At 60.4% G+C, this 21,055-nt stretch carries 17 protein-coding genes; 5 read left to right on the forward strand and 12 right to left on the reverse strand.

The annotated features are described in order from the left end of the window. Window positions 1–22: 22 nt before the first annotated feature. Window positions 23–1,138: an alanine dehydrogenase gene (gene ald / locus VE23_RS21330; protein ID WP_049869052.1), complete on the forward strand. Its 1,116-nt coding sequence runs from the start codon at window positions 23–25 to the stop codon at window positions 1,136–1,138. A gap of 175 nt (window positions 1,139–1,313) precedes the next feature. Here the strand turns inward: ald and VE23_RS21335 are convergent, their stop codons facing one another. Both VE23_RS21335 and aspA read right to left on the reverse strand, forming a co-directional pair. Continuing rightward, window positions 1,314–1,967 carry a general stress protein gene (locus tag VE23_RS21335; RefSeq protein ID WP_069202507.1) on the reverse strand — a complete coding sequence of 218 codons (654 nt, stop codon included), beginning with the start codon at window positions 1,965–1,967 and terminating at the stop codon, window positions 1,314–1,316. A 393-nt stretch (window positions 1,968–2,360) separates the two neighbouring features. Next, window positions 2,361–3,788: an aspartate ammonia-lyase gene (gene aspA / locus VE23_RS21345; protein ID WP_048749881.1), complete on the reverse strand. Its 1,428-nt coding sequence runs from the start codon at window positions 3,786–3,788 to the stop codon at window positions 2,361–2,363. Window positions 3,789–3,922: 134 nt separating this feature from the next. Here aspA and VE23_RS21350 point away from each other — a divergent pair, with 134 nt between their 5' ends. Continuing rightward, window positions 3,923–5,134, forward strand: coding sequence for an ornithine--oxo-acid transaminase (locus VE23_RS21350; RefSeq protein WP_048749876.1), 1,212 nt, complete (start codon window positions 3,923–3,925; stop codon window positions 5,132–5,134). 107 nt (window positions 5,135–5,241) lie between these two features. Here the strand turns inward: VE23_RS21350 and VE23_RS21355 are convergent, their stop codons facing one another. The 5 genes from VE23_RS21355 to VE23_RS21375 form a co-directional block, all read right to left on the reverse strand. Beyond that, the gene (locus VE23_RS21355) at window positions 5,242–6,606 is read right to left on the reverse strand and encodes a GNAT family N-acetyltransferase (RefSeq protein WP_048749874.1); all 1,365 of its coding nucleotides are present in this window, start codon (window positions 6,604–6,606) and stop codon (window positions 5,242–5,244) included. 259 nt (window positions 6,607–6,865) lie between these two features. After that, window positions 6,866–8,098 carry a cation:proton antiporter gene (locus VE23_RS21360; RefSeq protein WP_049869054.1) on the reverse strand — a complete coding sequence of 411 codons (1,233 nt, stop codon included), beginning with the start codon at window positions 8,096–8,098 and terminating at the stop codon, window positions 6,866–6,868. A gap of 2 nt (window positions 8,099–8,100) precedes the next feature. Next, window positions 8,101–8,592, reverse strand: coding sequence for a cation:proton antiporter regulatory subunit (locus VE23_RS21365; RefSeq protein WP_048748754.1), 492 nt, complete (start codon window positions 8,590–8,592; stop codon window positions 8,101–8,103). Between the two features lie 214 nt (window positions 8,593–8,806). Continuing rightward, window positions 8,807–9,190: a hypothetical protein gene (locus VE23_RS21370; protein ID WP_021881905.1), complete on the reverse strand. Its 384-nt coding sequence runs from the start codon at window positions 9,188–9,190 to the stop codon at window positions 8,807–8,809. Between the two features lie 137 nt (window positions 9,191–9,327). Next, window positions 9,328–11,028, reverse strand: coding sequence for a M3 family oligoendopeptidase (locus VE23_RS21375; protein WP_048748755.1), 1,701 nt, complete (start codon window positions 11,026–11,028; stop codon window positions 9,328–9,330). A 295-nt stretch (window positions 11,029–11,323) separates the two neighbouring features. Between VE23_RS21375 and rbsK the strand changes: the two genes are divergently transcribed. Then, entirely contained in the window at window positions 11,324–12,298 is a 975-nt protein-coding gene (gene rbsK, locus VE23_RS21380) for a ribokinase (protein ID WP_084781613.1), read from the forward strand. A 1,316-nt stretch (window positions 12,299–13,614) separates the two neighbouring features. Here rbsK and VE23_RS21385 read toward each other — a convergent pair. Beyond that, window positions 13,615–14,265, reverse strand: coding sequence for a hypothetical protein (locus VE23_RS21385; RefSeq protein WP_049869055.1), 651 nt, complete (start codon window positions 14,263–14,265; stop codon window positions 13,615–13,617). A 247-nt stretch (window positions 14,266–14,512) separates the two neighbouring features. Continuing rightward, the gene (locus VE23_RS21390; protein WP_048747034.1) at window positions 14,513–15,130 is read right to left on the reverse strand and encodes a TetR/AcrR family transcriptional regulator; all 618 of its coding nucleotides are present in this window, start codon (window positions 15,128–15,130) and stop codon (window positions 14,513–14,515) included. A 256-nt stretch (window positions 15,131–15,386) separates the two neighbouring features. Here VE23_RS21390 and VE23_RS21395 point away from each other — a divergent pair, with 256 nt between their 5' ends. Next, window positions 15,387–16,826: an MDR family MFS transporter gene (locus VE23_RS21395; RefSeq protein ID WP_048747038.1), complete on the forward strand. Its 1,440-nt coding sequence runs from the start codon at window positions 15,387–15,389 to the stop codon at window positions 16,824–16,826. A gap of 307 nt (window positions 16,827–17,133) precedes the next feature. On the opposite strand, the gene VE23_RS21400 is transcribed toward VE23_RS21395, so the two are convergent. Then, window positions 17,134–17,580 carry a DoxX family protein gene (locus VE23_RS21400; protein ID WP_049869056.1) on the reverse strand — a complete coding sequence of 149 codons (447 nt, stop codon included), beginning with the start codon at window positions 17,578–17,580 and terminating at the stop codon, window positions 17,134–17,136. A 334-nt stretch (window positions 17,581–17,914) separates the two neighbouring features. Beyond that, window positions 17,915–18,886, reverse strand: coding sequence for an aldo/keto reductase (locus tag VE23_RS21405; protein ID WP_049869057.1), 972 nt, complete (start codon window positions 18,884–18,886; stop codon window positions 17,915–17,917). Window positions 18,887–19,073: 187 nt separating this feature from the next. Here VE23_RS21405 and VE23_RS21410 point away from each other — a divergent pair, with 187 nt between their 5' ends. Continuing rightward, a complete protein-coding gene (locus VE23_RS21410) occupies window positions 19,074–19,616 on the forward strand; it encodes a hypothetical protein (RefSeq protein ID WP_048749805.1) in 543 nt (180 codons plus the stop codon). 13 nt (window positions 19,617–19,629) lie between these two features. Here the strand turns inward: VE23_RS21410 and VE23_RS21415 are convergent, their stop codons facing one another. Beyond that, window positions 19,630–20,988, reverse strand: coding sequence for a hypothetical protein (locus VE23_RS21415; protein ID WP_049869058.1), 1,359 nt, complete (start codon window positions 20,986–20,988; stop codon window positions 19,630–19,632). Window positions 20,989–21,055: the final 67 nt, after the last annotated feature.

Raw genomic sequence — 21,055 nt, forward strand, 5'->3', positions numbered from 1 at the left:
TTATAGACGAGGTGGCTGTCCCATGAAAATCGGAATTCCAAAGGAAATCAAAAACAACGAGAACCGCGTCGCCTTGACGCCGATGGGAGCCGTTGAATTCGTGCGCGCGGGGCATACGGTGCTGGTCGAGCGCTCCGCCGGAGCCGAAAGCGGATTCGAGGACTCCCAGTACGAAGCCGCAGGCGCGGTCATCGTGGCGGAAGCAGCCGATGTATGGGGCAAAAGCGACATGGTCATGAAGGTCAAGGAGCCGCTTTCCTCCGAATACGGCTACTTCCGCGAAGGCCTCATCCTGTTCGCTTACCTCCACCTCGCGGCCGAGCCGCTCCTTGCCGAAGCGCTCCGCAAATCCGGCGTTACCGCCATCGCCTACGAGACGATCCGCGTGAACGGCGCGCTGCCGCTGCTCGCTCCGATGAGCGAAGTAGCCGGCCGCATGTCGGTGCAGGTCGGCGCTCAGATGCTGGAGCGCGCACGCGGCGGCAAAGGGATTCTGCTCGCCGGAGTGACCGGCGTCAAGCGCGGCAAGGTGGCCGTCATCGGCGGCGGCATCGCCGGCACGAACGCGGCTCAGATCGCAGTCGGCCTCGGCGCGGACGTGACCGTGCTCGACACCAATACGAACCGCCTGCGCGAGCTCGCGCTCATTTTCGGCAACCAGCTGCAGACGCTGCAGTCCACCTCGCACAACATCGCCGAAGCGGTTCGCGAAGCGGATCTCGTCATTTCCACGGTGCTGATCCCGGGCGGCAAGGCGCCGAAGCTCGTCACGGAGGAAATGGTCCGCTCGATGCAGAAGGGCTCCGTCATCGTCGACGTGGCCATCGACCAAGGCGGCAGCGTGGAGACGATCGACCGCATCACGACGCATGACGATCCGGTGTTCGAGAAGCACGGCGTCCTGCATTATGCGGTCGCCAACATCCCGGGAGCGGTGCCGTACACGTCCACGCTCGCCCTGACGAACGCCACGCTGCCGTTCGCGCTCCAGATCGCCCGGTCCGGAGCCCAGGACGCCATCCGCGCATCACAGCCGATCCGCGAAGGCGTCAACACGATGGGCGGCCATGTCACCTACGAGGCGGTCGCCCGCGATCTCGGCTATGCGTACAAAGCACCCGAAGAGCTGATCGGCTGACCGTCGATCCACAGATGCGAAAATCCCCGAACCGGACGGTTCGGGGATTTTTTTTTAGTTGAACGCAAACCCAGCTGCCGGCAGCGCTGCCCATAGCGGATAAGAACGGACCCGCGAGCCTGACCGCATGAGGACTCCGGGAGTTCCTCTCCTGCGGATGGCGGCGAGTACTGCGTCAATCGCCGGAGGGAAGATGCGGAATGACGATCTCCTGAACGGGTGCGGGCTGATCCAGCGTGGAATCGGAAGGCTTGGAGCTGATGAATACCCTCATGTCGTCCGCGGCTCCCTGCAGAGACTCGTTACGCATCGGGATGGAGCGGAATCCGTCCGGCGAGGCGGCGGCAGAGGAAGCGGACAGGGAGCCATAGACCTGGAATATGCTTTCCACCCGCGAGCGGCGGCTTTCCTCGACGGACACGAAGACGAGCAGGCGGTTGTTCTCCAGGAGAGCCCGGTACGCTTCCGCATCCTGCTCGGGGATGCCGAGACCGACCAGGCCTCCGACGACGCTGCCCGCTCCTCCGCCGACGGCGGCTCCAGCGAGCACGGTGGCGATAGGGCCGGCGGCCAGCAGCGGGCCTATGCCCGGTATGAAGAGAAGCCCGGCTGTGGCCAGAATGCCGGCTGCGCCTCCGAGCACGATTCCCGCGGCGGCTCCGGCGGCCAGCCCTTCGGTTCCGTTCGTGCCGGACACGCCTTCGTATTCCTCGCTTCCCCGGCGCAGGACGGAAATGTCCTCTTTGGAGCAGCCTGCGGCTTTGAGCTCCTCAATGACGGCAATGGCATCCTTCTCGGAGTTGAAGATTCCTGCAATCGGCGTTGTCATGGTGTTTCTCCTCCTCTTCGTTTTTGGGTCGGCGTATGGCGCTTCAGCTGAATACTCGTAGATACACGGCTTCGGCTGGAGGGGAAACAGGGCGGACAAGCAGGGTCCGAGATTTATTTTTAGAACGTCCCGCCGGAAAAAAAAAGAAGCCCCCGTAAAAACGGAGGCCGCTGAAAAAGTTGTCGCTGCGTTCGCGGATCATTCTTCCGATCGCTGTTGTCCCCGTATTTCTCCGATTCTTGCCATTTTTGCGGTCGAAATGCGGTGACAAAGGTCACCACATCGTTGCTCCGGAACGATTCCGCGCCTTTCGCTTGTTTTTCAGCGGCCTCCAAAAACAGGGGCATCCATAAGTCCGCTATACCCCGCAAAACGGGGGTTCATAAGTCCGCTCTATTTGGCGTCGTCCAGCAGCCGCTCGCCGGAAATGCCGGGAGAGGTCATCTGGTACGGATTCAGAATTTCGGTGATCTCCTCCGGGGTCAGCAGTCCGCGCTCCAGAATCAGATCGCGGATGGACAAGCCGGTGCGGAGCGCCTCCTTGACGAGCTGCGCCGCGACCTCATAGCCCAGATGCGGGTTGAGGGCGGTCACGATGCCGAAGGAGTTGTTGACGTACGTCTCGCAGCGCTCGCGGTTCGCTTCCATGCCCTCGACGGCGTATTTCAGGAAGACGTCGACGCCGTTGCGCAGAATTTTTAGCGATTGCAGCAGGTTGAAGGCGATGACCGGGCCCATGACGTTCAGCTCGAACTGTCCGGCCTCGCATGCCATGCAGATCGTATGGTCGTTGCCCATCACCTGGAAGGCGACCTGGTTGACGACCTCGGCCATGACCGGGTTTACCTTGCCCGGCATGATGGAGGAGCCAGGCTGGCGCGGCGGGAGCATGAGCTCGGCGAGGCCGACGCGAGGACCGGATGCCATCAGGCGGATGTCGTTGCAGATCTTGGACAGATTGACCGAGCATACCTTCAGCGCGGCCGACAGCTCCGTGTAGCCGTCGCTGTTCTGGGTCGCGTCCACAAGATCCTCCGCCGCCTGGATCGGCAAGCCAAGCTGCTCCTGCAGATGGCGGATGACCGACTCGATGTATTCCGGCTTTGCATTGAGGCCGGTTCCGACGGCGGTCGCTCCCATGTTGACGGTGAGGATGTTGTCGGCCGAACGCTTGATGCGGGCGATGTCGCGCGCCAGGACGGCCGCGTAGGCGCCGAATTCCTGTCCCATCCGGATCGGCACCGCGTCCTGCAGATGGGTCCGGCCCATTTTGATGACGTCGTCGAACTGCACCTTCTTGTCCATGAACCCCGCATGGAGCGCGGTCAAAGCGGTCAGCAGGCTCTTGGTGAGTCCGAATGCCGCGATCTTGAGCGCGGTCGGAATCGCGTCGTTGGTCGATTGCGACATATTGACGTGGTTGTTCGGATTGCAGTGGAAATAATCGCCCTTCGGATAGCCGAGAATTTCCAGCGCCCGGTTGGCGAGAACCTCGTTCATGTTCATATTGATCGAAGTGCCTGCGCCGCCCTGGATGGAGTCGACGAGGAACTGGTCCGCGTATTTGCCGTCGATGATATCTTCCGATGCCTTGACGATAGCCTGGCCTACGGCAGGCTGCAGCAGGTGCACGTCCATATTGGCCCTGGCCGCCGCTTTCTTCACGTGAGCGAGAGCCGTCAGCAGCTCATGATGGATCGGCACGCCGGTGATCGGGAAATTCTCGACCGCCCGTAAGGTCTGGATTCCGTAGTAAGCGCTTTCGGGAACCTGTTTCTCCCCTAGAAAATCATGCTCGAGCCTGAAAGCCATTGTTCTCATCCCTTCTTGGATCCCTGTCCCAATCAATTGTAGTGTTTCCTGGCACGCTCCTATCATACCGCATTCTACATGGTTCGGGTATGCCCCCTCGCGGACGAAGCATAGAATGGAACAAAAGGAGGCGACGGCACATCATGAGTCCAACCGGCAACCATCCCGTCACCGATTCTGTCATCCGCCAAACGGAAGCTTACGGGGCGCGCAACTACCATCCTCTGCCCATCGTCATCAGCCGGGCGGAAGGCGTCTGGGTCGAGGATCCGGCAGGCAGCAGGTACATGGATATGCTGAGCGCCTACTCGGCTCTCAACCAGGGGCATCGGCATCCCGCCATCGTCCAGGCGCTCAAGGACCAGGCCGACCGCGTGACGCTGACCTCGAGAGCGTTTCATCACGACAAGCTCGGAGAGTTCTACGAGAAGCTGGCTTCTTATAGCGGCAAAGGCATGATTCTGCCCATGAATACAGGGGCAGAGGCAGTGGAAACCGCCGTCAAGGCAGCGAGACGCTGGGCCTACGACGTCAAGGGCGTGCCCGACGGGCTCGCGGAAATCATCGTCTGCGAGGGCAATTTCCACGGGCGCACGGTCACGGCCACCTCCTTCTCCTCCAGCGAGGAATACAGGCGCGGCTTCGGACCGTTCACGCCGGGCTTCCGGGTCATCCCTTACGGCGACCTGCCCGCTCTCGAAGCCGCTGTAACGGAACATACAGCCGCATTCCTCGTCGAGCCGATCCAGGGAGAAGCCGGAATCGTCATTCCGCCGAACGGCTATCTCCGAAAGGCCGCCGAGCTCTGCCGCGCCAGCAGCGTCCTCTTCGTCGCCGATGAAATCCAGACCGGCTTCGGGCGCACGGGCCGGCGCTTCGCCTGCGACTGGGAAGGCGTGGAGCCGGACGCCTATCTGCTCGGCAAAGCGCTCGGAGGCGGCGTCTTCCCCGTCTCTGCTGTCGCGGCGGATGCCGGGCTGCTCGGCGTGTTCGAGCCGGGCTCGCACGGCTCGACCTTCGGCGGCAACCCGCTGGCGGCCGCAGTCGGAATTGCCGCGCTCGAGGTGACGCAAGGGGAGCGGCTGGCGGAGCGCTCCGACGAGCTGGGAGCTTACGCTGCGGGACGCCTGGGCCGGCTGGCCAGCCCGCTCGTGCGGGAGGTGAGGGGCAGAGGCCTCTTTATCGGCATCGAGCTGTTCACGGAAGCCAGGCCGTATTGCGAGAGGCTGATGGAGCTGGGCCTGCTGTGCAAGGAAACGCATGAGCGGACGATCCGGCTGGCGCCGCCGCTGACGATTACCCGGCAAGAGCTCGATTGGGCGCTGGAGCGGCTGGAGCTCGTTCTGACCCCTTGAGCTCACGTCCGGATTGCGACGGCCTATAACGACGCCTTTAACGAAGCAGCAGCCGTCCCTCGGCCGCATCTTGTGCGGGAGAGGGACGGCTGCTGTATTGTTCGGACTTAAATATAGCTCAAGCCTGCCGTGTAAGGGAACGGAATCGGGAAATAAGGCCTCAGCATCCGAGCCTGCTCTTGGGTAAAAGGGAGCCTTGGACCGCTCGCCGGCTCCGCCGGGGTCTGGACGGCGACCGCCGTCTCGGCGGAGGCATCCGCCCCGGAACGGCTGGTGGACCGGGTAGACCCGGCATCAACCCCGGATCGGCTTGCAGACCGGGCAGACCCGGCAACCGCCCCGGAGTCGCTTGCGGACCGGGTAGACCCGGCATCCGCTTCCGGAGCGGCACCTTGCCGGACGAAAGCGTCGGGACCGTCGTCCAGCTCGGCATCGGGCCCGTCGAACAGCAGCGCCGTCCACTCGCGCATGGAGAGCGGGATCTCGTCTTCTCCGAGCCGGAGCGCGAATTCGCCGCTGGGGCTGCGGACAGGCTCCATTACGGAAGGGGCGGCCAGCCCGTTTTTCCGCCTGCCTTCCAGATAGGGGCTCAGCTGCCGCCACAGCAAGGGGAGGTCGATGATTTTCACCGTCCCTTGGTTATGGCTCCCGGAATACAGGCTGCCTTGCAGCAGCAGCTGCATCCGCGTTTCGTGGGAGCCGACGAACAGCAGCAGGGAGGGAAGCCTCATCTCCTGCATGGCGGCCCTCATCGCGGCCAGCGCCTTGAAGTCGTCCCCGCCCCATTCCACGACGAAAGGCTCCATGTCCGAGCCGGCGGGGATAGGCCCGGAAGCGATGACGGCGTATGCGGCCAGCTCTCCGTCCTCCTCCAGGACAAAGGAACTGTGCGTGAAATCGTACATGCTCGCCACTGCCGCGCTCCGGAGCTGACCGGCCAGCTCCGCGACGCTGCGCCGGTAGGCGGCGGGCTTGGCGTTGGAAAGCGAGTGGAGACGGAACCAGTCGGAGGGCCGCAGAGGTCTCGCTCTCGGATCTGCTTGCGGCTGGACGCCGGCTTCGAGCCGGTAGCGGCGCATCGAGCCGAAGGCGTGGCAGCCGTTGCGGCGGTATAGGGAGCGCGTGCCGGAGATCAGCATAAGCGAGGCTCCGATGGCTTCGGCTTGATGGAACGCTTCGCCGAGCAGCACGCTGGCATGGCCTTGCCCGCGATAATCGGGATGGGTGCATACCGATCCGAGCGCGCAGGCGTCGAGCACGGCGTCCCCGACGGCGATCTGCTGCGGCACGAAGCCGATGAAGGAAACGACTCTCCCTTCCTCGATCACGCCGAGGGACAGGCCCAGAGCCGGGTCGAATATAGCGGGGAACGATTCCCCCATCGAGCGCTGGCCGGGATCCCGGAAGACGAGATCGGCGAGCTTGACTGCCTCGGCGAGCTCCAGCTTGTCCAGATGCTTCAGCTGCTTCATATGGAGCACTTCCTTCCGCAGGTGGATTTCCAGGCTGTGCCGGACGATCGGCTCCCGTCCTGTCCCGTCAGGGCCGATCGCCCCAGGGACAGGAAGGTGCGGATTCGAGCCCTTCAACACCCTTTTAAACGCATCCGGCGCACTCTAAAGCCGAAAGGTGCTTGCTGTCTTTTTATACCATGCCTTTTGCCGCGCCGGCAAATGCGCCATGCCCATGAAAAAAAACGGCAGGCCTGGCAGGCCTGCCGTTCAAAACCGGTCAAGAAGGCTGCTGAGCGCGCTGCTGCTTGCGGCGCTCCGCTCTTGATGTGAAGCGGAAGATCGGATCCAGCACCGCGTACACGCGCTTGCTCTCCTTGGTGAACAGCGGTCCCAGGATAGCCAGGATCAGGACGTAAAGCGCGGCGAACGGCTGGATGATGCCCGACAGGCCGCCGGCTATGGCCAGGTTGGCCATGATGATCGAGAACTCTCCGCGCGCCACGATCGTCAGTCCGATCTTGGCCGATGCGTACGGCGGCATCCCGGCGCTGCGGCCGGCCAGCATGCCCGCGGCGAAGTTGCCCGCCAGCGTCAGGGCGACGGCGATCAGAGCCATCCAGACGGCTCCGCCAAGGGCGGTGGGGTCGATGGTGAGGCCGAAGCCGAAGAAGAACAGAGCGCCGAAGAAATCGCGGAACGGCAGGATCAGCTTCTCGATTCGATGCGCATGCTTCGTTTCCGCGAGCACGAGCCCTACGAGCAGGGCGCCGATCGCTTCCGCGACATGGATCGTTTCGGCGAAGCCGGCAATGATGAACAGCGCCGCGAAGACGACGAGCAGGAACAGCTCGTTGGAGCGGATGTCCAGCCATTTGTTCAGCAGCGGAACGATTTTGCGGCCGACGAACAGCACGCCGAGCATGAAGAACAAGGCGATGAGCGCCGACAGGATTACGCCTCCCACCGAAGAGGAGGAGCTGAGCACGAGGCCGGAGACGATGGAGATATAGACAGCCAGGAAAACGTCCTCGAACATGATGATGCCGAGAATCATCTCCGTCTCCGGGTTGGCCGTCCGCTTGAGATCGACCAGAACCTTGGCGACGATGGCGCTTGAGGAAATGGTCGTGATTCCCGCAATGATCAGCACCTCGGCAAGCGGAAGGCCGGTGAGGAAGCCGAACAGCAGGCCGACGGTGAAGTTGATGCCGATGTAGATGCTTCCGCCCACGGCGATCGACTTGCCGGATTTGAGCAGCCTTCCGACCGAGAATTCGAGTCCAAGGTACAGCAGCAGGAAGAGGACGCCGATGCGGCCGAAGAAGTCGATCAGCTCGGCGCTGTGGATGAAGCGGAGATCGAAGTGGCCCCAGTGGAAGGCGTGCGGTCCTACAGCCATGCCGATCAGGATATAAAAAGGAATGACCGAAAATTTAAGCCAGGAGGACAGGATGCCCGCCATGGCGACAAGAGCGATCGCCAAGCCGATTTCCAGTACGATATGCTCCATGGTCACTCACATCCGTTCTTCAGGATGTCCCGGAACGCCTTCTGCTGTCCGCGTTCGCCTGCGACGATGAGCAGCGCCTCCTCGGTCAGGACCAGCTCGGGTCCCGGATTGATATGCTTGCCGCCTGACCGGTCGACTACCGCCAGAATGCTCGCGCCGGAGCGCTGCCTGACCTGGAGGCTGCCGATGGACTTGTTGCGGCATTGATATCCCGGCTCGACCCGGTACCACTCGATGATGAGGTCGTCCAGCGCCATCTCGATGCTTTCCACCGCGCGCGGCTTGTACTGCATGCCTCCCAGAATGGAAGCGATCATGCGGGCTTCGTCGTCCTCGAGCGTGAAGACGGGGAGGCTGTCATCGTAATCGTCCGTATAACGGAAGCATTCCCGCCGTCCGTCGTCATGCACGACGATGACAAGCTTGTCGCCGCCGATCGTCGTCAGTACGAATTTTTGCCCGATTCCGGGCAGATAGGTTTCACGGATATCCATTAGGAAATCCCTCCTGTTCATGAAATGTCTCATGGTCTGCTGGTTATAGAATGCCTAAATAACCTCTTTCCAATCAAAGGCTGCTCAAGAAAAGAAAGGCACGGTCAAAGCGCAGGGGAGAGCCAAGCCAGCCCTTGGAAAAGCAAGGGAGCGGCAAACAGGCCTCTGGAAACCGTGGAGCAGGACGAAGGTTTGGGAAGCGGTCATGAGTCTTCTACAAGCAGCTTGGCGCCATGGATCCTTTCAGGACGGGAAGAAGCTTCTGGGACAGGAGTCTGCGCTCGATGCGCGGGGAAAAGCTGGCCTTGAGAGGGAAGCAGGAAGACAGCAGGAACAGGAGCATGAAGGCTCCCGGAATTTTGGCGGTCTTCGGCATCGGCTTGGTCTTGAGGATGGCTGCGGCCTCATTGCTCGCGCTGGCGCTGGATCTTACCGTTGTGTGGATGCCGGTTTCCAGGCTGCGGACTACGGTCGCGGCGGAAGAGCTCTCGGCTGCTTCATGAATGCCGAGCGGAGGAGTGGGAGTAAACAAAGTCATGATGAGCACGATAAAAACCGATGAAAACAATCGATAGAACGAGCGTGAGTGCATCATCATGATCTTTTCCCCCTTTTTCCGTCTATTACCCTAATTATAAGCCGAAAAAGCGCCAAAATGCAAAAAAGACCGGTTCCCGCCGGACAATCCGGGGGAGCGGCCTTTGCTTCGGAGGCTTCGAAATCGAAGCCGGAAGGCTAGAATTTGCTGTCGTCGATGCTGTCCAGCCAGCCGTTGATCTGGCCGATGACGCTGGTGACGGCGCCGTCCTGGAAGGGCGAGATCAGTCCCGCGCTGGCCACGAGGCCGGTGAAGGATTTGCTTCCGCCGAGGCGGCAGAGCGCGAGATAATCCTGCCATGCGGTCTGGAAGTCCTCGCCCGAGCGCTTCCAGAACTGGAACGCGCACAGCTGGGCAAGCGTGTAGTCGATGTAGTAGAACGGCGTATGGAAAATATGGCTCTGCTTCTGCCAGAACCCGCCGCGCTCCAGGTAATCGTTGCCGTCGAAGCTTCTTCCCGGACGATAGGTTTCCTCGATTTCCAGCCATTTGGCTTTGCGCTCGGCAGGCGTCGCCTCCGGATGCTCATAGACGAAATGCTGGAATTCATCCACGGAAACGCCGTACGGAATGAACGACAGCGCCGAATCGAGATGGTTGAAGCGGTACTTGTCCGTATCTTCCTTGAAGAACAGCTCCATCCACGGCCACGCGAGGAATTCCATGCTCATGGAGTGGATCTCGGCCGCTTCCATCGTCGGCCAGAGGTATTCGGGAATGTCGAAGCCGCGGCTCATGTACACCTGGAAGGCATGTCCCGCTTCATGGGTCAGCACGTCGATATCATGCGAGGTGCCGTTGAAGTTGGCGAAAATGAACGGCGACTCGTAGGAGCTGATATACGTGCAGTAGCCTCCGCCTTCCTTGCCTTTTTTGCTCAATAGGTCCAGCAGCTCGCGGTCGGACATGAACTGGAAGAATTCGTCGAGCTCCGGAGCCATCTCCTTGTACATGCGGCGGCCGTTGTCGAGAATCCAGTCGGGATCTCCCTTGGGCGTGGCATTGCCGCTGGAATAGTTGAAGTCCTCGTCGTAGTAATGCAGCGTATCGACGCCGATCCGCTTGGCTTGGCGCTCGCGCAGCTTGATGACGGCCGGGACGATGTGCTCGCGGACCTGGCTGCGGTAGCCGGCGACCATCGCCGCATCGTAGTCGGTCCGTCCGAGGCGGTCGTACCCGAGCTGGACGTAGTTCTCATAGCCGAGCTTGCGGGCGATGGAGGTGCGGACTTTGACGAGATCGTCATAGATGCGGTCGATGACGGGCTCTTTTTCCGCAAAAAATCCGAACCGGGCTTCGCTGGCGCTGCGGCGCACCTCGCGGTCGGTGGACTGGGTGTAAGGAATGAGCTGGGAAAGCGTCAGCTCCTGGCCGTCGAACGGGATTTTGGCGGATGCGATCAGCTGGCCGTACTCCGTCTTCAGCTTGTTCTCCAGCTGCAGATCCTCGATGATTTCCGGCTTGAAGGTTTTAAGCGACAGCTCGGCGATATCCAGCAGCTGCTTGCCGTATTTGGCTTCCAGCTCCGAGCGGAATTGAGATTCCGTCAGCGCCCGGTAGAAATCCGTCGTGTACTCCTGGAGGACAGGGCTGAGCTCGTCCGCGTACTCCTGCTCGGCTTTGTAGAATTCATCGTTCGTATCCACGGAATGGCGGATATAGACCAGCTGGAACATGGACTCGACATCGCTGCGGCTTTTGTTGAAGGCGGCGATGGCCTCATCCTGGGCTTCGAAGCTTGCTGCCTCGCGGATCGAGGCGATCAGTTCCTTCAGACGGCCGGTGACGGCCTCGCGCTCGGGGCGCTCATAACGGTATTCGCTGAATTTGACTGCCAATGAAATCCACCTCTTTGGATAAAAGGATATGTACTGGTTTCAATTATAGCGGAATGAGATGGCGGTGATTAGGGTTTTTTTGGATTAATGCGAAAAGGCTGGGGGAAACGTTCGGCACCGAAATCGGCTTGCTATGCGAAAAGGCCGGAGGAAACGTTCGGCACCGAAATCGGCTTGTTATGCAAAAAGCCCGGAGGAAACGTCCGGCACCGAAATCGGCTTGCTGCGGCTGTAACCGTCGATGATAATATGGTATGGTTGGACGAGTGAAAAACGTTGGTGGAGGTTGCGGAAAATGAGCATGCGCGCAAATGGGACAGAGCCGCGGATTACGGTCGTGGGCAGCCTGAATATGGATTTGGTCATCAGCATGGACCGGATGCCGGTCGAAGGGGAAACGCTTGCAGGACGGGAGCTGCACACGCTGCCCGGCGGCAAGGGGGCCAACCAGGCAGCGGGAGCGGCGAGGCTTGGGGTTCGAACCGGCATGATCGGGCAGGTCGGAGACGATGCTTTCGGACGTCAAATGCTCGACCAGATGAAAAAGATGGGCGTACAATCGGAAGCCATCGGAGTCCATGAATCGGCGCCGACCGGAATTGCTTCGATCTATCATACTGAGGATGACAACTGCATTGTCATCGTAGCCGGAGCCAATGGGGAATGCACCGGCGAGTGGGTAGAGCGGCACCGGGAGCAGATCGAGCAGTCCCATGTGCTGCTCGTGCAGCTGGAGGTTCCGCTGGATGCGGTGCGCCGGTCGCTGGAGATTGCCCGTGCGGCAGGTGCCGCCACGGTGCTCAATCCGGCGCCCGCACAGGAGCTGCCGGCGGACCTGCTTGCCCTGGCGGATTATGTCACGCCGAACGAGACGGAGTTCGCGGCTCTTTCCGGCAAGGAGCCGGCCAGCGATCCGGAGATCGCAGAGGCGCTCGGGGTATGGCAGCGCGAGGTCGGCAGCCGCGTCATTCTGACGCGCGGCGGCGCGGGCTGCTCCTTCCTCGGCGAGGACGGCAAGCTGCAGACCGTGGCCGCCCCGAAGGTGAAGGTCGTGGATACGACCGGCGCCGGAGATACGCTGAACGCGGCCCTGTGCGTGAAGCTGGCGGAGCTTGCGGCTGGCGGCGGAAGCGCGCCGAATGACGGCGAGCTGCGCGAAGCGCTGGCGTTCGCCGTGCAGGCCGCCTCGCTGTCGGTCACGCGCTTCGGCGCGCAGGACGGGCTTCCGTCCCGTGCGGAAGTGGACGCGGCGCTGGCTTCGGCCCGCTAGGCGGGGGCAGGCTCTCCGCGGAGCGCGGGGCGCGTCGCTGCAGTAGGGCCGCAGACAAGCGAGCTGCGTTGCCGCTGCGCGGCTGGGTGGCGCAGACAGGCCGAAGCGCGAGAAGCATCGCTGCTGCGTGGCCGTACGGGCGCCGGCAGAGGGGCAGCATTGCCCGCTTTGCATGTCCGTAAGGGGATCCCCTGCAGAGGGGCAGCATGGCCTTGCTTTGCATGCCCGTAAGGGAGACCCGGCAGAGGGGGGAGCAGCATTGCCGCTGCGTGGCAGTATGGGCGCTTGCAGTTTAATTTAGGGGAATCCAGTGTCATAACAACGAAGTGGGTACAAAGTGCTGGACTTTTATCGGACATAGGATCCGTTATTTTGGAATAACTCCCATAATTTTTGACTTATCGGACATAGGATCCGTTATTTGGCGGAAAATGAGCTGAAAACAGCCTTTTCACTCAAAATAGCGGATCTGATGTCCGTTAAATTTTTTATAACGATGTAAATGGCCTAAATAACGGATCGTATGTCCGATAGAACGGCATCACATCTTACTGGCTCCTAAACTGGCCTTGCATCAAATCGGAACAGCCGTCCGGAGAGCACAAGTGCAGGGCAGTTAGCTAGTAAGATAACTTCCGAGAGTACGTACGAGAATAGTTAGGTTAACCAGCAAGAAAGTCCTCGCCATGAATCGACGACCTTGAAGAGCAAAAGCTTGAGTTAGTTAGTTGGCTATCAAGATCATTCCCGCTATGAAACATCAACATGAAACGTACCGGCACTAAGGTAGTTAACCCGCAAAACAACCCCCGCCACGAACCTGCGACATTGAAGCGCAATGGATGAGTTAGTTGGCCAACAAGATCATTTCCTCCATGAAACATCGACATGAAGCGTACGAGCAGAAGGTAGTTAACCCGCAAAACAACCCCCGCCACGAACCTGCGACATTGAAGCGCAATGCATGAGTTAGTTGGCCAGCAAGATCATTCCCGCTATGAAACATCAACCATGAAACGTACCGGAATTAAGGTAGTTAACCAGCAAAACAACCCCCGCCACGAACCAATTACCTTGAAGTGCAAAGCATGAGTTAGTTGGCCAACAAGATCATTCCCGCTATGAAACATCAACATGAAACGTACTGGCACTAAGGTAGTTAACCCGCAAAACAACCCCGTTATGACCATCAGCCTTGATGAACATGAGCATGAATTAGTTAATCAGCACGATAATCCCCACCATGAACCATCGACCGTAAAGCGTACGAGCATGGGCTCGTTAACCAGCTCAATATACATCCCGCTCAAATTCCCTTAAAGCCAAATTTGATAGGACCGTATGCGTTTTGTGCCGCTTGCCGCTCTCAACAGCTGAAGCGAGGCCAGTTTTCCGAGAATCCGCCTGGCGTGCCTGTCGCTGACCTTGATATGGGCTGCAAACTCCAGCGGACTGAATGGGCGCAGAATCCGCCTTGCATAGCGGAGAGCCTCGGCCTCGGCTGCCGTAAGGGAAGCCGACAGATCCGTGCTTACGAATTTGCCGATAAAAGCCAAAATCAGCTGCTGGCATTGCTTGGGCTCGTCCACAATGGACGGGTAGGCTATCGGCAGGAATATCCACCCGTCCAATGCCAGCAGGCAGTGACGTCGGCAGAGATCCTTGAAGCGTCTAACGTCCAAATCCCTTGCATGAGGTCCGTAACCTTGGATTTCTATGCCGCCTTTGGCGTTTCCGGGTCTATAGGCCAGATCCAGGTACCGATAGCCGTTGGCAAAATCTCTCACTTCCCACTCGGGATACAAATGTTCAAAGTGGCCGACGGAAGGAAACCAGACCGTTCGGAGGAATTCAACCGTACCATGTCCGAGACCGACTTCGAGACGCTCTCTCCTGCGCGGGTTTTCTTCTTCCTGGATGTTCTTGCTCAGCCAAGCCTCGTATTCCGTCTCGAATAAAGATTGCATAGCTATCACTCCCTTTAGATTGGTTAACCAGGTATGATGCAACCCATCCAACGGGCAGAAAAAAGCCGCCCTGGCCGCAGCAAAGCTGCGTACCAATGGCGGCATGTTCTTCATGACCGGCTGACAATATGGGGGTGAAAATGAAGTGCTAAAGATGCAAGCCCTTGCTTGCTGCCGAATCATCCTTGCAGACGAATCATCCTTGCTGCCGGCTCATTCTGGCAGGACAACAACCGGCTCATTCGCTTCAGACAAACAGGGGATGGACGATGGTCCGGTTGATAACCCCGGCAAGCTCCTCCGGCGTATAGCCGGTCTGGTCGCGAAGATGGTTCAGCGATTGGGGGGCGAGCGTCGATATGAGCAGATGGGCGTTGATGGGCGGACAGACTCCCGCTGCGGCAGCGCCGGTATCTACGGCCTCCTGGAGCAGTCCCTGCACCGTGCCGAACAGGAATTGGTAAGGAGGAGAGTCGAAAAAGGTCGACATTTCCTTCTCGCATCTGCGTCCGGCGAAAATGGCGGCGTAGATCGTTTCCATCAGCTGGATATTGTTCATCAGATTCAGCACAAGCTCGCGGATGACGAGCGTCGCTCTCTCTTTCACCGCCAAGGAAGCGTTTTCGGTTAGAGACCGTTGGACGTCTTCCTGAAGCCCGTTGAAATAATCTTCCATCAGCTCCATGCACAGCTCGCCCTTCTGTGAAAAGCGGCGGTAAAGCGTGCCTTGGCCGACACCGGCCGTCTTGGCGATCTGATGCATGCTCACGGCGTCGACGCCGTGCTCGGCGAACAAGGCGCGGGCCGTTTCTAGAATCGACTCGCTGAGTTCCTGGGACTCCTTGCGCTTATAAATCGAAGACATGAACGTCACATCTTTCTATAGCAAAATAGCCGTATTGACACCCGGACAATTGTCCGCTATAGTCAATACGTTCATTAGCGGACAATTGTCCGCTGTCAGTCGGGGCATCGTTGCTCAGTGTCCATATTGTATCTTTTTGCTGGCAGACGGTCAATGAACGCGACAAAGAGAAACCACGGAAACCGTGGAAACAAGGAGTGGGAAACCGGTGTCGAGCCAACCTCAAGCCTCGCCTTCCGCAGCAGCGGAAGTATCCATGCGCGCCATCATGGTGCCGCTGGTCGCCATCATCATCGGCATGTTCATGGTCATTTTGGACGGGACGGCGATGAACGTGGCGCTGCCCCAGCTGCAGCAAGATTTCGGCGTCACCTCGCTGACTCTGGTCCAGTGGACGGTAACCGGCTACGCGCTTGCCCAGGCAGCCGTCATTCCGCTCGCCGGCTGGCTGTCCGACCGTTTCGGGGCCAAAACGATCTTTCTCGTCTCCGTCATCTTGTTCACGGTCGGCTCGGGCCTCTGCGCCTTGGCGACGACTGTGGATCAGCTGATCATTTACCGCGTGCTGCAAGGGCTCGGCGGTGGCATGGTTGCGCCGATCGCCATGGCGTTCACCTACCGAATCGCTCCTCCAGGCAAGGTCGGAGCCGTAATGGGCATGATCGGCATTCCGATGCTGCTCGCTCCGGCGCTCGGCCCGGTCGTTGCTGGCTGGCTCGTTCAGGACGTATCCTGGCACTGGATCTTCCTCATCAACCTGCCGATCGGCGTCGTCGCCGTCCTGCTCGGCCTGCGCACGCTGCCTGCCATCGATCGGCAGAGCGTTCCGGAGCTTGATATCAAAGGCATGATTTTCGGCCCTCTTGCCTTCGCCGGTCTCGCCTATGGCGTATCCGAAGGCGGCACCGACTGGGGCTCTGCGCGAACGATTACCGGCCTTGTTGTCGGTGGCGTATCGCTGATTATCTTCATTATCGTCGAGCTTCGTCGACGCAATCCGCTGCTTGAGCTGCGGGTGTTCAAATCCGCCAACTTCTCTCGGGGCGTCATCGTCCAGTGGATTTCCCAGATCGCGCTCTTCGGCACGATCTTCATGATTCCGCTGTTCCTCCAAACCGGGAAAAACTATACGCCTCTGGAAACCGGCCTCGTCTTGCTGCCGCAAGCGCTGGCGGCGGGCCTCTTCATGCCGATCGGAGGCAGGCTGTACGACCGCATCGGCGCTCGTCCGCTCGTCATCAGCGGGCTGACCCTGATTACGGGCGCAGCCTTCCTGTTCTCCCGCATTACCGTCGACACCGGCGTATCGGGCATGATCCTGCCGCTGGTCCTTCTTGGCGCCGGCATGGGCATCTCCATGATGCCGCTCAACACGCATATCATCCAATCGGCTCCGGCTCATCTGGTCGGACGCGTCACCTCGCTGACGGCCGCGCTTCAGCAGGTCATCTCGTCGCTGGCCATCGCCGGATTGTCCACTTACGTGACGAGCCGCATCAAGCATTATTCGCCGCAGCTCGGCCAGGATCCCCATAAGCTGCTGACAGCTTCTTATGGCGATACCTTCGCGATTCTGATCTGGGTCGCCGTGCTCGGCGTTCTCGTCGGATTCCTGCTGAATAAGCCGAAGCCTCAGAAAGGCGCGGACGGAAGCGAACGGAGTCCGGAACCGCAAATGATGATGGGCGGCCACTGAAAGAGACGTGGGCTGATGTCTTCAACGGCTAATCGCCATGGCACACTTGCTCTTGCCTGATTCTTTCTACAAAAAGCAGAACGCCCTCCGGCATGGCCGGAGGGCGTTCTGTATTTCAAACCAACGAAGGTCGAGCCCGGAACCTTGTTCCAGAAGCGTTCATGCCATGCTTGAGTCTCCAAGCAGCACCGCTTGATTCATAAACCGCCCATGCACCGCTTGTCTTAAACCTCCCATGCGCCGCTTGATTCATAAACCGCCCATGCAGCGCCGCTTGTTTCCTGCAGCGCCGTTTCTTTTCGGGAAGCTATTCCGGGCGAGGAGCGGTCCGGGAGCTGCCGGGAAACGGGTAACGCGAGCACCAGAGCACCCACCAGACCAGCAGCGGTTGAAACGCCAGCCGGAGCCAGAGAGCCGCAGGGGAGGTGTGCTCGGTTCCGGGAAACGGAATTCCTTGGGCCGCCGCATATATATTGGCAGGAAAAATGAGGATCAAATACAGCGCTGCAACCCTTCCAGTCCAGCCGCGCGCAGCCGGAAGGAGAAGCAGCACGGCAATGGCCGCTTCCAGCACGGCCGTCGCGTAAATGATCGGGACCCGCAGCGGGACCCAGCCGGGCAGCATCGAGGCGAAGCCTTCCGGCTCGCGCAAATGGTACAAGCAGGCTGAAATCATGAGAATGGCGAACAGGATGAGGCCGACCAGACGAGGCCATGTCGTGCGATGGGCTTTGGACAGGGATGGAGAGGGCATAGGAATCTCCTTTAAGCTTTCATAGGTCTGTGCATTCATACACGCCAACCATGCCCTTTGAAGCACTCGGGAACATGGAATGGAAAGGATGCGCTTCAAACCCAAACATCAAGAAAGCTTGCGGAAATCCAGGATAAAGGCCGCCAAAGAGGCGATCGCCGCAAGAGGCCGGACATGGTTCCGCGGAAGCCGATTATCCGGATAGAGCGCCCAGTTGTCTAGCCCATCGGCATCCGGCACGGCCGCGCTGCCAAACCGTCACATTGAACCATAGCGCAACCAGGGGGTTCATGATCGGGAGGGAAGGCATGAGGCCTGCCGGCTGGCCGCCTCTCTACAACCGGTAGCTCGCAAAGGGCTCGCCGTAGCGGAACGGGCGGCTGATCCGCTCAAGCTCGTCCTTGATGGACGGCTCCAGAGCAAGCTCGAGGCTGCGGAGGTTCGCCTCCAGCTGCCTGGCGCTTGTGGCGCCGGCGATGACGCTCGCCACGGCCGGCTTGTCCAGCAGCCAGCGCATCGACAGGGCCGCGGGCTCGCATCCGGCTTCCTCGGCCAGCTCGGATACGTCTTGGCCGAGGCCGATATAATCGCCCTTCATGAAGCGGCCGAACGCCGGATCCGTCTCCAGCCGGGAGCCTGCCGGGGCGTCGGCTCCAGCTGCATATTTGCCGGTAAGGATTCCGCCTGCGAGCGGGAAGTAGGGAATCAGGCCGAGGCCTTGATCCAGACATAAAGGCACCAGCTCGATCTCGGGCGTACGGTCGGCAAGCGAGTAGCTCGTCTGAATCGAGGCATAGCGGCTCAGGCCGAGACGATCGCTGATTCCGAGCGCTTTCATGAGCTCCCAGGCCTGATAATTGGAGGCGCCGATGTACCGCACCTTGCCGGAGCGGACCATGTCATCGAGCGTGCGGAGCGTTTCCTCCAGCGGGGTCTCGGGATCGAACGTATGGATCTGGTAAAGATCGACATAGTCCGTTCCGAGCCTGCGCAGGCTTCCTTCCAGCTCCGTCATGAGATGGCTGCGGGACGCTCCGCGGCTGTTCGGTCCTTCGCCCCTCGGAAGCCCGGCTTTCGTCGTCAGAACGATGTCGGCTCTTCGGCCCTGAATGGCTTTGCCGATGATCCGCTCGCTTTCGGTGCCGGCGTAGATGTTGGCGGTGTCGATGAAATTGATGCCGTGGCTGAAGGCGCTGTGCAGGATCGAGATGCTGGTCTCTTCATCGGCTCTTTTTCCGAAGGCGTTCGTGCCGAGACCGATGGCCGACACGCGCAGCCCGCTGGCGCCCAGCTTGCGGTATTCCATGGTTATATTCCTCCTTGACTGGTGATGGACGGCCCGGGCCGGGCCGATGCCGCGAATATTCCAACGCTTCCAATCCATACTAGCGCTAGGCCGGCTATATTGGCAATCCGAGTGAATCGAGGTGCAGCAAACGATGAAAGCCTGGAAGAGAAGATCACCCTCCGGTAAAAGACGGATATCGCCGGCAATGGCGTCCGTGCTGCTGCTGGCTGCTATTGCCGTCGCCGGGGCCGCAGCCGCTCCGTTCCGTCTCGACAAGGATGTCGTGGACGATACGACGGTCGTCAGCGCATCCCAGCTTGCCAAGCAAGCCGACTGCATCGCCGTCGGCCGCTTCTCGGACAGCGACCGGATGGTTCTGACCGACCGCACGGCTCCTCAGGGGAGGCTGGTTAATTTTGTCCAGCCGTTCACCGTGGAGCGGATGCTCAAATGCCCGTCCAGCAGCACGGTCCGAATCATAACGACCGGCATCGAGCCGTTGCCGCCGCCTTCGCAGACGGAGGCCAACGAGCGGTATCCAGGAGCCTGGGCATCCGGGCCGGACTACCTGATCTTCCTCAAGAAGCTGGAAGGACAGGACGGCTATCAGGTGCTCGGCTTGCTGAAGGGCGTATACCCGATTCAGGCTGGAAAGACGGTGAGCCTGGAGCGTCAAGGCTTCCCGGAGCTGAACGGAGTGTCCAAGGAAAATCTGGAATCCGTCGTGAAGGGACTTGAAGGCCGCTGAGCTTGCGGCTGAATTATATCACAGACGGGCCGGAAGCCGCAGGCTTCCGAAGCGGGAGCAGCAGGATGCGGCTGCCAGGCAATGGACTCGGCATAGGCTCCGAACCGGCGGGAGCGAGCCGCTTCAGCAGCTCGGATGGAATGGCGGACAGGCTGCGGCTGTCCGCCATGAGCGCTGCTGCCCGATCCGGCCTTGCGATCATCGCTCCGTATGCGGCTGCAGCCGTCCTTTCCGGACCGCCGGCAATGGAAATGAGCCGCTGGCCGGGACGAAGAGGCGATCGATTCAAAAGCTTCCTCAGACCGGGGAGGTCCGGGCGTGCGATCAGCAAAGCATCCGGAAGCAGAACAGCCGGAAGAGGACTCCCGGAAGCCGGGAGCTTGCGGCGGGTCGCTTTTGGGGAGCGGGAAAATCCGATCGCCCGCAGCCGCGAGCATAGCGCGGTCAGGAACAGCCGGGGATCGCTGTTGAAATCCGGCGAGCCTTCAGGGCTCCCGTACCGGCAGCTCTCGTAATTCACGCGGATAACCCTGGCTCCCGTGCCGCGCAGGCAGCCGCAGAAGGCGGAGGTGCATCCGAGCGCCAGCACCAAATCCGGCTTGGATGGACGGGAACCGTCCGCGAGGCCGAGATGGAGCGGCGAGCCGGAGGGCAGCGAGTCCAGGCCTCCCAGGCTTGCTGCGGCGGGAATTCCGGTCAGCTCAAGCAATTCCCGGAGCTCTGCGGCGGCGCCGGAGAGGCGGACCCCCGCCCCGACAGCGAGGAGCGGACGTTTAGATACGCGCAGGCTCTCGATCAAGCCGTCGAGGTCGGAATCCCGAATCGGGGGCTCCGAGGCGAGCAGCTCCCAGTAGGCCTCCGATTCCTTGAACGGCTGCAGCGGAAGGGAATCGGCGTTTTGCTCCAGAGTGATTCCGGTCAAGCGGAACGATGCCCGGAGAGAGCGGGCGCGGTCAGCTAAAAAGAGGGCTTTGCCGATCTTGGCGTACAGGTCTGCAGCGCCCGCAACAGCGTCGAAAGAGGCGGCGTCCTCCGAATGGAACGGAGGCGTCGCTCCATCGGCAGCAAGCCTGCCCGAAGGCATGGCGGGAAATCCTTCCTTCTCGCTGTATAAGAGCAATAACAGCGCAGTGCAGCCGCCTTGCGGCCCGCTTGTCCCGATGACGGCCGCAGGCCGGCCGGCTGCAGCCGAACAGCCTTCGGCCGCAGCCTCGGCCAAGGCGAGATCCGGCAATGCTTCGGCGGCGATGCCGGAGCGGGCCGCTGCGGCGAGTAAGGATGTCTTCTCCGGCGAAGCGGCGGACCGGTCATGGAACAGATGACGGATTCCGTGGCGGGCGAGCAGGTTCATGACGGCATCCGACAGTTTCATACCCGTTTGATGTCACTCCTTTGGATGGGATCTGGCAGCCGGTCATTTCAAGGAGCGGCTGCCGAGC

Source organism: Paenibacillus sp. D9, assembly GCF_001188365.1.
Lineage (GTDB): Bacteria > Bacillota > Bacilli > Paenibacillales > Paenibacillaceae > Paenibacillus_O > Paenibacillus_O humicus.

Excerpts from the sequence above, each read along its gene's own strand:
- ald (WP_049869052.1), top strand. The coding sequence starts at position 23 with ATGAAAATCGGAATTCCAAAGGAAATCAAAAACAACGAGAACCGCGTC.
- VE23_RS21335 (WP_069202507.1), bottom strand. The coding sequence starts at position 1,967 with ATGACAACGCCGATTGCAGGAATCTTCAACTCCGAGAAGGATGCCATT.
- aspA (WP_048749881.1), bottom strand. The coding sequence starts at position 3,788 with ATGAGAACAATGGCTTTCAGGCTCGAGCATGATTTTCTAGGGGAGAAA.
- VE23_RS21350 (WP_048749876.1), top strand. The coding sequence starts at position 3,923 with ATGAGTCCAACCGGCAACCATCCCGTCACCGATTCTGTCATCCGCCAA.
- VE23_RS21355 (WP_048749874.1), bottom strand. The coding sequence starts at position 6,606 with ATGAAGCAGCTGAAGCATCTGGACAAGCTGGAGCTCGCCGAGGCAGTC.
- VE23_RS21360 (WP_049869054.1), bottom strand. The coding sequence starts at position 8,098 with ATGGAGCATATCGTACTGGAAATCGGCTTGGCGATCGCTCTTGTCGCC.
- VE23_RS21365 (WP_048748754.1), bottom strand. The coding sequence starts at position 8,592 with ATGGATATCCGTGAAACCTATCTGCCCGGAATCGGGCAAAAATTCGTA.
- VE23_RS21370 (WP_021881905.1), bottom strand. The coding sequence starts at position 9,190 with ATGATGATGCACTCACGCTCGTTCTATCGATTGTTTTCATCGGTTTTT.
- rbsK (WP_084781613.1), top strand. The coding sequence starts at position 11,324 with ATGAGCATGCGCGCAAATGGGACAGAGCCGCGGATTACGGTCGTGGGC.
- VE23_RS21385 (WP_049869055.1), bottom strand. The coding sequence starts at position 14,265 with ATGCAATCTTTATTCGAGACGGAATACGAGGCTTGGCTGAGCAAGAAC.
- VE23_RS21390 (WP_048747034.1), bottom strand. The coding sequence starts at position 15,130 with ATGTCTTCGATTTATAAGCGCAAGGAGTCCCAGGAACTCAGCGAGTCG.
- VE23_RS21395 (WP_048747038.1), top strand. The coding sequence starts at position 15,387 with ATGCGCGCCATCATGGTGCCGCTGGTCGCCATCATCATCGGCATGTTC.
- VE23_RS21400 (WP_049869056.1), bottom strand. The coding sequence starts at position 17,580 with ATGCCCTCTCCATCCCTGTCCAAAGCCCATCGCACGACATGGCCTCGT.
- VE23_RS21405 (WP_049869057.1), bottom strand. The coding sequence starts at position 18,886 with ATGGAATACCGCAAGCTGGGCGCCAGCGGGCTGCGCGTGTCGGCCATC.
- VE23_RS21410 (WP_048749805.1), top strand. The coding sequence starts at position 19,074 with ATGGCGTCCGTGCTGCTGCTGGCTGCTATTGCCGTCGCCGGGGCCGCA.
- VE23_RS21415 (WP_049869058.1), bottom strand. The coding sequence starts at position 20,988 with ATGAAACTGTCGGATGCCGTCATGAACCTGCTCGCCCGCCACGGAATC.